At 57.4% G+C, this 12,381-nt stretch carries 10 protein-coding genes and 1 pseudogene; 5 read left to right on the top strand and 6 right to left on the bottom strand.

Annotation, left to right across the window (positions count from 1 at the left end; all coding sequences use genetic code 11):
* The 6 genes from KUF73_RS26740 to KUF73_RS26715 all read right to left on the bottom strand — a co-directional run.
* Positions 1–1,441 (bottom strand): DUF6531 domain-containing protein (locus tag KUF73_RS26740; RefSeq protein WP_256345696.1); only part of this gene is annotated, 1,441 nt, incomplete at its 3' end.
* A gap of 210 nt (positions 1,442–1,651) precedes the next feature.
* On the bottom strand, positions 1,652–2,056 hold the full coding sequence (locus tag KUF73_RS26735) for a sel1 repeat family protein (RefSeq protein WP_218440976.1): 405 nt from the start codon (positions 2,054–2,056) through the stop codon (positions 1,652–1,654).
* The gene (locus KUF73_RS26730; protein WP_003223109.1) at positions 2,057–2,428 is read right to left on the bottom strand and encodes a hypothetical protein; all 372 of its coding nucleotides are present in this window, start codon (positions 2,426–2,428) and stop codon (positions 2,057–2,059) included. It abuts the gene before it with no gap.
* A complete protein-coding gene (locus KUF73_RS26725; protein WP_218440975.1) occupies positions 2,425–2,766 on the bottom strand; it encodes a helix-turn-helix transcriptional regulator in 342 nt (113 codons plus the stop codon). Before KUF73_RS26725 ends, KUF73_RS26730 begins: the two co-directional genes overlap by 4 nt.
* A 114-nt stretch (positions 2,767–2,880) precedes the next feature.
* Entirely contained in the window at positions 2,881–3,336 is a 456-nt protein-coding gene (locus KUF73_RS26720) for a YkvA family protein (protein ID WP_218440974.1), read from the bottom strand.
* 292 nt (positions 3,337–3,628) lie between these two features.
* Entirely contained in the window at positions 3,629–4,342 is a 714-nt protein-coding gene (locus KUF73_RS26715; RefSeq protein ID WP_008060887.1) for an FKBP-type peptidyl-prolyl cis-trans isomerase, read from the bottom strand.
* A 269-nt stretch (positions 4,343–4,611) separates the two neighbouring features.
* On the opposite strand from KUF73_RS26715, the gene KUF73_RS26710 reads away from it, so the two are divergent.
* The 5 genes and pseudogenes from KUF73_RS26710 to KUF73_RS26690 all read left to right on the top strand — a co-directional run bounded on the left by KUF73_RS26710 (position 4,612) and on the right by KUF73_RS26690 (position 12,345).
* Positions 4,612–6,414 carry a di-heme-cytochrome C peroxidase gene (locus tag KUF73_RS26710; RefSeq protein WP_218440973.1) on the top strand — a complete coding sequence of 601 codons (1,803 nt, stop codon included), beginning with the start codon at positions 4,612–4,614 and terminating at the stop codon, positions 6,412–6,414.
* 28 nt (positions 6,415–6,442) lie between these two features.
* Positions 6,443–7,579, top strand: a complete 1,137-nt coding sequence (locus KUF73_RS26705) for a catalase family protein (protein WP_218440972.1) — start codon at positions 6,443–6,445, stop codon at positions 7,577–7,579.
* A gap of 515 nt (positions 7,580–8,094) precedes the next feature.
* Positions 8,095–8,757: pseudogene (locus KUF73_RS26700) on the top strand (site-specific integrase); the annotation flags it as partial.
* A gap of 706 nt (positions 8,758–9,463) precedes the next feature.
* Positions 9,464–11,170 (top strand): rhodanese-like domain-containing protein, encoded by a 1,707-nt coding sequence (locus KUF73_RS26695; protein ID WP_218440971.1) that lies wholly within the window; start codon positions 9,464–9,466, stop codon positions 11,168–11,170.
* A gap of 8 nt (positions 11,171–11,178) precedes the next feature.
* A complete protein-coding gene (locus KUF73_RS26690; protein ID WP_218440970.1) occupies positions 11,179–12,345 on the top strand; it encodes an MFS transporter in 1,167 nt (388 codons plus the stop codon).
* Positions 12,346–12,381: the final 36 nt, after the last annotated feature.

Genomic DNA, 12,381 nt, shown 5'->3' with positions numbered 1-12,381 from the left:
GGCGCGCCCGGCTCGGCAGTGGAAACGGCGTGCGACGGTTTTCGTGATCGATCCAGATCACTTGGTCGCCGTCGATCTCCAGGCGATGGGCCAGCGAATGGCTCCAGCCAAACCCCAGGCCGCCGTCGAGTTCCACGGCGCTGGTGCGATAGAGGCGGGTGAACTCGAAGGGCAGCAAGCCGTCGAGCACGCCGTCGGTGAGGGTCAGCAGTTCTTCGCCGGTGACCATCGACACCGGGCAGCCATGGGTGGCGGTGCGATCTGAGGTATCGGCGCTGTCGCCGTTGGGGTTCTTGGCCTGTTTTGCAGCGTCGTCGTGGTGTTCGTCTTTTTTCAGCGTGGTGTTGTTGCGAGCGTTCCAACGCAGCTGCATCCGACCTTTTTTCAGACCCGCCGCGACGCCCCGCGCAGCCACTTTTTTATAGCGGTCGATGTAGCCGATGAAGGTGTTGATGATCGTGAAAATCGCGTCGACCAAACGCAGCACGGCGCTGAGTAATTGAGCCGCGCGCCCCACAAGGCGCATCTTCAAATAAGCAATGCCGCCCCCTATCGTTGCAAACGTCAGGGCGATAGCGATCAGGATGTCGATCAGTAACCCCACCACCTGCGTCGACAATGCTTCGGCGGTGCTGCCGGCGATCGCGCTGGGCGGCAGCATTTCCAGCCAGAGACTGGCTGTGCGCAACAGCAAACACAGTGCAGCTTCGTCACTGGCCAACAGCTGGATTTTGGCCATTACCTCTGGCGATTTTTTTGCCAGATCAATCAGGTGGTCGGCGCTACTGCCCAGTCGATCAACAAATGCTTCCGGATTCTTGAGGATGTCCGACAGCAGGTTGATGCCGTCCCACACCCCCTCGATCGCCGCCCAGCTGCCGGCCAACAATCCGTTGCCCGCCGCCGCTAACGTTGACTGCGACCACTGTGGCTTGAACCCTGCCCACTCACTGCGCAGCCACTTTTCCAGCTCATTGCTCAAGCCATCGTACGAGGAAAAAAGCTCATCAACTTGCTGCGGCGTAACTTCGCTCTGCACCCGCACCCGATAGAACTTGCCCGCCTCGCCCTTGAACTGCCCCTTGCCGTTTTCATCGAGGTCGACCGGCGTCGACCTGCCGCCATCCAGCGCAATCACATCGACCTGGATGTTGCCCAGCGGAATGTCATACACCGACTCGAACTTGCTCTCGATCTGCAGAATCCCGCCTTGCGGACACTGCGCAACCGTCGAGATGAAGTCGTCGTCGCCGCTACTGACAACGGTGCTGGTATTGCCCAGTTTGATCACCCGGTCCATGTCCATCAGCGATGGCATGTCCGTGGCGCGGCTGACCTTATCGGCCGCCTGGCTGAACCAGCGCTTGAGCTGTTGGCGGTACAAACTCAGCGTGTCTGGGAAGCTGTCGAGTTCCTGCTCAATGCGGGCGATGTGATCCATCAACCCACCGACAGGTCAAAAGCCGCTTGAAAAACCGGGTCGAACATGAGCAATCCCTCGCACAGGAAAAATGGCGCGAGGGACTTTGCGGGGGATTAGCGAGGAAAGAAGTCAGGTAAGGATGATGTTGCTGTAGGGCGTTTCGCTAAAACGAAAACGCGGCGTAGGAGTCTCGCCTTACGCCGCGTTGATCTGTCAGAAAATCAAAAATTATTCAGAACGACGGGATGCCAACTCTTGCAACTTGATCTGCGCCAATGGATGTCCGGCCTTCGCAGCAATGCTCCAGAACCGCGCAGCTTCAGCCCGGTCCGGCGCCTTGCTTGGCGTCCCGGCCAGGCTGATCACGCCCACTTGATAGGCGGCTTTGCCATCACCGGCCAATGCCGCCAGACGTAGCAAGCGAACACCTTCTTCGCGAGCCCCCAAACCCACGCCACGAAAAGTCAGGATGTGGCCGTAGAAGCTCTGGGCATCGACATCACCTAGGTTTGCCATGCGGGCGAACTGGCCTTCGAGCCAGCTCCAGCCACGCGGCTGGCGCACAAACCATTGCCAGTGAAACAGCCTACGCGCCAGCCAGTAACTGGACCGCGCCTTGAGTCGCAAAAACACTCAGGCTTCCGCCGACTCGGGGTACTCGTATTCGAATACCCGCACCACTTCCGAGGCATGCCAGGACGCGGCGGCAACGCCATCGGACGGCCCGGAGAATCTCCCGAGGCGCTCGACACATTCAAAAAAACCGGTGCGTGGCAGGCGACTGGCACCCTGGCTGATTACCAGCGAACTGCGCAATGGCTGCTCGGCTTTGGCGTCCAGAGCCGCCAGATGCTCAAGTGCGGCAGTCAGGGTTTGCATGGCTGGCGTAGGAAGCTGTAAACGCTCCAGCAATGCTCGATAGGTCAGGAGATGACGCTGACGACGCGCCTGGTCCAACTCCCCCAACAGTCCGTCCCAATGTTGACGACTGATGCGTACGCTCACGATTCATCCCTCCACCCTGGCACCGTCAATTCCCAGGCCAGGCTGCGACGAATCGCGGCGTCGGGCAGACGCTCGCCACTTTCGATCATGGCCAGATAAGACGGGCTGATGCCTACCGTGCGGGCGAGCGCCTCAATGGCGATGCCCTTCCCTTCGCGCAAACTGCGTAGTTGATCAAGACCTGGAAGAATCGGGTCCTGGGTTGTCGCAACAGGCGCTGCGGCCGGACGCGACGGTGCTTCGTTGATGCCTGCTGCTTTGAGTAGAGCCTGATATTGAGCCCATGGCAGAACCGCGTACTCGGGCTCGCCTTCGCGTGTGATTATCTGAATATCCATGACTTCCCCGTAGGACAACGACACTTAGCGAGTCGGCACTTTTCCCTAGAAGTGTAATCCTAACAGCGGCCACGGTCGCGGGGGGTTTGAATATAAGGATGATCCAGAAATAGCTCAGGTTTTTTTCGGTCCCTGAAGCTGAAGTTGCTCAGGGTTATCAGGCAGGCGCTCGACCACTGCGAGCTTCTCCGGCAACTGGCGTTTGCGCCAGGCCCGGAAGGCGTTGAGTTCATCGTCGAGGACTTTCATCAGCCAGGCCAGCACGGCGATGTCATCGAGCATGCCAAATACCGGAATGAAGTCTGGGATGGCATCGACTGGGCTGAGGAAATACATCAGACCTGCCACAACCGACACCAACGCCTTGGGGCTGATCGCACGGTATTCACCGCGCCAGTACGCCAGACAAAGCGCTTGCAACAGGCGTAGATCATCCTTGAGTTTGCCCAGTCGATTACCTTGAGCAGCGCCTTTACTGGCCACCGCAAACAGCAACGTGGGCAAACGTCCACGTGCGAGCAGGCGTCCGGCCAGTGGCAAGAAACGAGCAAAATTCCAAGGTGTTTTCATCATTCCTCCCGCGCAAATGTTATCCACACAAATTGTGGATAACCTTGTGAACAGAGCTGCTTTTCACGGCTGAAAGCCCCGTAACACAAGGGCTGAGCTTAGATCGGGCGTTTTTTACTCATCTAAAAAAACCTAATATTTCATTGACTTGGCGGTCTGGCGCGGTTAGCACCGGTCCTACAAAGGCTATGACTCCAGCCTACAGCATCTGTTCGCTTTGTTTAGCCACACCGGACGCCAGATGCAACAACGCCCCGCATAAGCGAGGCGTTGTTTTTAAAGCAGACGCTGATTACTTGGCGGCGTCTTCTTTAGCTGGGTCTTTGATCGCCAGCAGTTCCAGGTCGAATACCAGCACCGAGTTGGCCGGGATTGCCGGGCTTGGGCTTTGCGCGCCGTAAGCCAGTTCGCTAGGAATGTACAGTTTGTACTTCTCGCCAACGTGCATCAGTTGCAGACCTTCAACCCAACCTGGAATCACGCCGCTAACTGGCAAATCAATCGGGCTGCCGCGCTCGACGGAGCTGTCGAAAACGGTGCCATTGGTCAGCTTGCCAGTGTAGTGAACGGTGACAACGTCAGTCGGCTTAGGCTGAGCGCCATCGGCTTTCTTTTCCACTTCGTATTGCAAGCCCGAAGCGGTGGTCACGACGCCAGCTTTCTTGGCGTTTTCTTCGAGGAATTTCTTGCCGGCAGCTGCCGACTCTTCGCTCATCTTGGCCATACGCTCTTCAGCACGCTTTTGCAGCGCGGCGAAGGCTTCAACCAGTTCTTCGTCTTTCAGTTTCTGTTCTTTCTTGCCGACGGCATCTTCGATGCCCTGAGCCACGGCTTTGGAATCCAGGTCATCCATGCCTTCCTGAGCCAGGCTCTTGCCCATGTTCAGGCCAATTCCGTAGGAAGCTTTTTGCGCCGGGGTTTTCAGCTCTACGCTGGTCTGCGAGTCGCAACCCGCAAGTACCAGGCTAACCAGGGCCACCGCCGCCGCCAACCGATGCTGTTTCATGCTATTTCCTTGTTCATGCGCCTAAAGGGCAATCGAGTAAAGCCGCGAGCTTATCAGGCGGCCACGACCAATGGCTACCGGCATGAGAGCCGGAGATTTCCGATAAGTTCAGGTGTTTTAACGCATTGCAGGATGTAGGGGATGAAACTTCTGTCATCTGGCTCTCACAGAGACAGACTCCCTATCCCACAACATCTGGCGTAATGGCCACTTGCTGCTTGCCGGACGCCGAGGCATAACGGAACAATAAATCGACAAGGATGTTCATCTTGCGCCTCTTATTCCGCTTGCTGATGCTTATTGTAGTGTTGCTCGGCCTGGGCCTCGCCGTGGTTTTGTACTACGTCGCCAACCCGAAACTGCCGCTCTGGACACCCGCACAGCAGGTGCATTACCTGGAACAGTGGAGCGATGCCGACCGTGATACCTACTACTTCACACCGCAAGGCACACAGGTCAAAGGCCTGCACTACGACTGGTTCACTGCCCTCGAACTGCCTTTCTCTCAACAACGATTCGCCTCTCCCGAGTACCTCGCGCGTTTCGGATTTTTGATCGACCCCAATCAGAAAACCACACCGAACAACCCGGGCAACCTTCCCGTGGGCTTTGCCCGACATCAGAATCCACGGGGTGCGGATACGTTTCTAGACATTACCTGCGCCGCCTGCCACACCGGAGAACTGCGTTTTAAAGGTCAAGCCATACGCATCGACGGCGGATCAGCACAGCATGTTTTGCCTTCCAGCGTTCCTACACTGCAAGGAGGAAGTTTCGGACAAGCCTTGGTTGCAAGTCTGGTTTCGACTTACTACAACCCATGGAAATTCGAACGTTTCGCACGTCAGGTGCTGGGCCAGGATTACGACGCCCGTCGCCAGCAACTGCGCAATGAATTCAAGTCCTCGCTGGACAGCTTTATAAAGGTGGCCTGGAACGATAGCCATCGCGGGCTCTACCCAACCGAAGAGGGGCCTGGACGTACCGACGCATTCGGGCGCATTGCCAACGCCAGCTTCGGCGACGCAATTTCCCCCGACAATTACCGTGTGGCCAACGCTCCCGTCGACTATCCGCAGTTGTGGGAGATGTGGACGTTCGATTGGGTTCAGTGGAACGGCTCGGCGCAACAACCCATGGCCCGCAATATCGGTGAAGCCTTGGGCGTAGGCGCCACGCTGAACTTCTTCGACAACAACGGCCAGCCTCTCAAGGGCGACGATCGTTACCCCTCCAGCGTGCGGGTGCGCGATTTACATCTCATCGAAGAAACCCTGCAACGACTCGAACCGCCTGCCTGGCCGGAAAACCTGCTGGGGGTGATCGACAAGCCCTTGGCCGCAAAAGGACGCGCGTTGTTCAACGAAAATTGCGCCGGCTGCCATGTACCGCGCACAACCCAAGGCGAAGGGCGTAATGTGCAACACCTGAAAATGCTCCCGGTGGACTACATCGGTACAGATCCCGGCGCGGCGAACAATATCGCTGACCACCGCTTCGACCTGACGGCCCTGCAATGGAACCAGGCGGAACTGGAACAACTGGACGTTGAACCCAAACCGACCGAGCCACTCGACCTGAGCCAAATGTCCGTGGCCAAAGGGCTGGCCTATGTCACGGCATTCGTGAGCCAGCGAGCGTACCGCGAGACTGGCGTAACTCCCGCCGAGCGGCCGGACATGGACGGCTTCGGTTTGCCGATTGGCGTCCGCGAATTGCGTGCCTACAAGGCGCGCCCCTTGGCGGGCGTATGGGCGACGGCACCCTTTCTGCACAATGGTTCGGTGCCAAGTCTTTATCAATTACTCTCGCCTCAGGATGAACGCTCGACCACCTTCTACAAAGGCACCTTCGAATACGACCCGAGGCACCTGGGCTATCGTACCGAAGCCTTTACCAATGGTTTTTTGTTCGATACGCGGACGACCGGCAACCACAACAGCGGCCACGAATTCCGTGCCGGCAAGCTTGGCAACGGCGTTATTGGTCGCTTGCTGCAACCGCAAGAGCGCTGGGCACTGCTGGAGTATTTGAACGTGTTGGGCGGCCCGCTGGAGTCGCATTTGCCATGACCCTCGCCCTTTGCAAAAGGATTTCCGCATGCTGAAAACCCTCTGGCTGCGCCTGGGCGTTCTTCTGGGCAAAACGTTGCTTTGGTTGCTGGCCCTCGGTCTGCTCGGCTGGGCGCTGGCCACGGCGTGGTTTGCCTGGCAATACCGCGGGCCGGTATCGACGCAAGAGCTGATTCCGGACGGTGAAGCTGCAATGACCCAGGACATCATTCAGACCGCTGTGCGCATCGTCGACCAGCACCGCGAAAGCACTCGCTATCTGCGCGATGCCCATGCCAAGGCCCACGGCTGCGTGCAAGCCGAAGTCCAGGTGCTGCCAGAACTGGCGAGTGATTTGCGTCAGGGGGTGTTCAGCGAACCCGGCAAAACCTGGCAAGCGACGATGCGTCTGTCCAACGGTAATGCTTATCCGCAGTTCGACAGCATTCGCGATGCGCGGGGCATGGCGATCAAGCTGCTTGATGTACCGGGCAAACAACTGCTGGGCGATCGGCAACAAAGAGGCGAACAGGACTTTGTGATGTTTAGCCATCCGAATTTTTTCGTCAGCGACGTTGCTGAATACCGCCAGAACATCGCCGCCCAGGCGGATGGCAAACAGTTAATGGCCTTTTTTCCAGGCGGGGATCCGCGTAACTGGCAGTTTCGTCACCTGTTTATTGCGCTGGCGACGCTGTCCCCTGCCCCGCAAAGCCCGACTCAGACCACTTATTTTTCGGTCTCGCCCTACAAATTCGGTGAGGCCAATGCCAAGTTTCGCGTGATGCCTGACTTGGAAAGCTGCCCACGCTATGAGCTGCCGGCGCAAAACCAGAAACTGCCCAACTTCCTGCGCAATGCGCTGAATCAACAACTGTCGACCGATCGGATGCCCGCCTGTTTCGTCCTGCAGATCCAGCGCCAGGACGCAAACAAGTACATGCCGATTGAAGACACCAGCATTGAGTGGAGTGAACACGACTCGCCCTTCCAGACCGTGGCGCGAATCAAGGTGCCGGCCCAGGACTTCGATACGCCCGCATTGAACCTGCAATGCGACGACCAGTCGTTCAACCCGTGGTTTGGCCTTGAGGTGCATCGCCCTATCGGCGGCATCAATCGGTTGCGCAAAGCCGTTTACGAAGCTGTCAGCGATTACCGCCACGCCCGCAACGCGGAGCAGTAAACCCTCGGAAACGAAAAAAGCGATCCATAGGTTTATGCCGATCAGTCAAGCGAATGCGGTCGCTGTAGGAGCGAGCTTGCTCTCGCTGGACCCGAGAATGTCGCGTTTTTTCCAGCAAGTACGCGTTATCGTTGACGGCCATCGCGAGAAAGCTCGCTCCTACGGGGAACGGGGGCACGAAAGCCAAACCCCAGACAGCAAAAAACCCGCATTAAGCGGGCTTTCTGTGGTGACCTGGCGTTCAGTGTTCCAGGTTACCGAATATGGCGCAGCGGACGGGATCATAACTCATCCTCTAAATCATTGAAAGCTTGAGGTTTCCATAGTTTAGCGTGTCGCTGATGGACTTGATTATGTACTTCTAATGTGCAGCTGGCAATCTGCGGACCGGATCATCTTGATGCAATGCCCGAGCGTATCGAGAACCGCAAGCCATCTGAACCATCCGCGCGCACTTTAATCCAGTGTAATCCAAGAGTCTGGACCGACCACATCAGCGGTATGTGCTTTATAGCGTGAAACCAGAGGCCCAACCTGCGCTTTGGATCTGTTTGGGAACGTTATGCCAGATCGGCGAACTGCTTCAGGCCGAATGGAAGAATGTCGATCTGGAGAACCATACCTGGTTCATCCCGAGCGGGAACGTCAAAGGCAGCCGGCGCAAGAAACAAGACCATCATGTTTTCCTCTCACCCGTTGCCCTGCACTTCTTTCAGGATTTGAAAACGCTGACTGGACATGGCCAATGGTGCTTTCCGAACAAGCAGAAGGATGGGCATGTGGACGTGAAAGTGGTGAGCAAGCAGGTGGGTGACCGCCAGGCCCGATTCAAAAACCGCAAAGCCCTTTCACGACGTCGCCATGACGATACGCTGGTGCTTGCCGACGGCCAGAACGGTGACTGGACGCCGCATGACCTGCGCCGCACAGGCGCGACCCTGATGCAGGCCTTGGGGGTCAGCCTGGATGTGATCGATCGCTGTCAAAATCATGTACTGGCCGGCTCCCGGGTGAGACGCCACTACCTGCATCATGATTATGCCGAGGAGAAAAAACGCGCTTGGAACTTGTTGGGTGATCGACTCAGCGAAGTGTTGTCCTCGACCTACGAATATCAACCCTCCCAGATGATGAGGTTTCCGGCAAGCGACGCCACTGCATCCCTGCAGACTCCATAGGTCAGATTCATAGTTTTGTAGCCATCGCTGAGCGCTTGTTTCGGGTCTATTTCGGCCGTGCCCGGCAGAAATCGGCCCGTAGCAGTCACTCCGGCTTGACGCAAAATTCTGCTTGAAGAGGAAACTAAAGGGCTTACTCCGTCGTAACAAGGGCCGAGGGCAGCCGCTGCACGCCGGGATGTCGAAAGGCTTTCATCGTAGAGCCGTTGGAAGGCTGTCAGGTCGTAAGGGACGACACGAGCAGGTAATCCGGCTACCCAGACAAACGCTGGGCAACGCCTACCTGAAGTATGTCAACGAGAGCCACCTCGAAAACCTCAGATGGCTTAGATAAGGCATCTCGTCGTCGAGACTTTCAATAAGCTTCCCAGCGGCGAGCACTATAGGGAGTAGCGCAATACCCCGCCAAATACCAAATATTTATTGCCCAATAACCAAACGGAAATATGTTCAGTACAAAATACTTTTTTAAATCCGCAGACACATAGCGCTAGACAGAACAAATGTCACGCCATACCCTACGTAAACCGCAGTATTGACCTATGTAATACGGATTACACCAATACAAACATCGAACAATATCCCTGCCTTAAAACTATATTTTGTTTATGCTCAGAACATTGATTGTTGGTTATCAGCCGGGCTGACATGAAGGAGGATCAGTCCCGATGCGCGACCTTACCTTTGGAAAATACGAGCCCGAGCCATGTCTTTTCTTGCTGGAAATTCGATAGTCGATACACCCCTCGCTGTAAGCCGTATTGACAGCGCCGCGCTGGCCCGATTGGTAGAGGCCGCAATAGCGCTGCGCAGCGAAGTGGCGATCATTGATGTGCGCGAGCAAAAGGCCTACAGCGAAGGGCTGATTCTCCTGAGCGCCAACGTTCCACTGCCACGGCTGGAACTGAACGTTGCGACACAGTTTCCGCGCAAGGATGTGCCGATGGTAATCATTGACCGGCAAGGCGAGCTAACGGCACAAGCCGCACAGCGCCTGCAGCTGCTGGGCTATACCGACCTGGCGATTCTCGATGGCGGCGTCGAGCAGTGGGAACGGGACGGTCTGGCGCTGTACAGTGGCTTCAACGTGCGCAGCAAAGCATTCGCCGAACTGATAGAGCACGAGTTTTCGACGCCTGCCATCTCGGCCACGGAGTTGTTCACAAGGCGCACCAACGGTGAGGACATCGTTGTGCTGGACAGCCGCCCGTACGATGAGTATCACCACAGCACCGTCCCTGATGCGCTGTCGGTTCCGGGCGCAGAGTTGATTCGGGTTGTGCTCGATGTGATACCTGACCCGACTACAACTATTGTCGTGAGCTGCGGCGGACGCACTCGCAGCATTGTCGGCGCTCAGTCCTTGATCAGTGCGGGCCTGCCCAATCCAGTATTTTCATTGCGCAACGGCACCGGCGGTTTACGCCTGGACGGCATTGACCTGGAATACGGCGCCACGCGTGCTCATCCCGAGGCAAGCCCGGCGACATTGGCCTGGGCGCAATTGGCCGCAAGAAAGCTGAGCGATGCGGTCAAAGCGGACGAACTGTCGTCCGCACAGTTCAGCCAATGGCTGGACGACACCAGTCGTACGCTGTACGTGTTCGATTTGCGTCCCGGCGATGCATTCGAGGCGGGTCATCATCCACTTGCGCGTCATGTTTCAGGCGGCCAATTGGTGCAAGCCATAGACATGCATGCGCCCGTCTGGGGTGCGCGGATCATCCTGATCGATGACGGCTCGTTGATCCGGGCTCGGCAGACCGCTTATTGGCTGGCGCAACTGGGAGGGTTCGAACTGGCAATCATCCAGCAGCCAACACTGCCCGGCGCGCTACAGCAGGGCACTTGGCAGCCCACCATCGTTCAGCCTAAATCGGCAGCAACCCATACGATCGACGCATCCAATCTGGCGCGTCTCTTGACCTGCGTTGATGCTGAGGCTCGCCCATTGGTGCTGGATCTATCGGCAAGCCCGGCCTATCGACAGGCCCACATTCCAGGCAGCCAGTGGCTATTGCGCAGTCAATTGGTCGCTCATATTGAGTCCTTGCACCCTGGCCGCGCCGTAGTGATCAGCGCCGAGGACGGCTCATTCGCGCGGATCGCCGTCGAATACCTGGTGGCGGAGAATCCGCAATGGCTGCCACGTGTGAGCGCGCTGCAAGACGGTAATCAAGGCTGGGAAAACGCCGGTCATGCGTTGCAGGCTGCGGTAATCGAAGGACCGGAGGACGTGAAGCACTACATAGATGTCTGGACGCCGCCGCAGAAAACCGTCGGCGACATGCTGGACGCAGTCAAAAAATACTTGAACTGGGAAGTCGATCTGCTGGAACAACTGGCACGCGACCCCCATCGCGCATTGATCATCCGGGACTTGAAAACACCTGCACAATTGCCTCAGGCATGAGCACACGAATGGAGGGCAATGCTAACGACGCGCTGCCCTTTTTCGTTGGCATGAATCTGCTTTCTGGCCTGAGCATGGGGCTGGCAAACATTACCTTACCCTTGTTTGCCATGAGCCTGGGCAGCACACCGGCCACCATTGGACTGTTGGCAATCTGCCAGAGTGTCGGTGTGTTGCTGATGGGACTTCCCGCAGGCTTGATGGTCGATCGGTTTGGTCCGAAAAGACTGCTGATCATCGGCAGTATAACGGTGGGCGGTCTGTACCTGCTGCTGTCCCAGGCGTCCAACGTCGCGACCCTGGCGGTGGTGGTGAGCCTGGTCAGTTGCCTGATGCCGTTGCGCAGCGTGGCCCTCTCTGCCCTGTTCATGCAGAAGATCAGCCAGGTGGGAGTGACCAAGGCGGGCTGGTTCCGCGGCTGTTACATGGGTGGCCAGGTATTATTGGCCCCCCTGGCGGCGGCCGCGATGATCGGACATTTCGGCTACCCGTACAGCTATCTGCTCATCGGCGGGTGTTTCACCCTGCTACTGGTGTTTCTTTCGCCGGTTACCCGTACCTACCGCAAACCGTCCAGCGAAGCACCACCCCTGAGCCTGCAGGCTTTGAAGCAACAGTTGAGTGTGCTGCGCAGCGACCCCCAACTACGGCGCAACTGCACGTGGGAACTGGCCCTGCAGGCGACCAATCAATTCTTCACGTTCTTCATTGCGATTATCGCGATCAAACGATTCCACGTAGAGCTGGCGGCTGCGACCTCGCTGATCACGCTCAATGGCGTTTGCTACGTCGCGGCGCTGCTGTTCGCCGGGCGGCTGGCCCAGCGTTTTGGCGAAAGCGTACTTAGACGCCTGGGGTGTGTCCTTAGCGCGAGCGCATTGCTGGCCCTCGGCCTGGCTGACTCAATCCAGATCATGCGGCTCGCAGCACCCTTGCTGGGTGCAGGGATGGGCATGATTCAAGTGATCAGTCTGAGCGGCCTGGCCCGGTGCGGCGCGCGGCATGGTCCTGGCCGAGTATCGGGAGTGACCATTTTCCTATTTCCCCTGGGCGGCCTGCTAGGCAGCGCTCTAGGCGGAATCGTCGGCGATTACCTTGATCTGCAGACAGTGTTTTTTTTGCTGGCGCCAGTGTTCGTCATCATTCTCGGTCAACGGACCTTCCAACACTCATGAATTCCCCAGGCCGACCAAGTAAACCCTATGAAATCT

It is taken from the genome of Pseudomonas sp. PD9R (genome assembly GCF_019200975.1).
Lineage (GTDB): Bacteria > Pseudomonadota > Gammaproteobacteria > Pseudomonadales > Pseudomonadaceae > Aquipseudomonas.
Note: the sequence above shows the minus strand (reverse complement) of the source record. Positions and strands in the feature narration are given on the sequence as shown.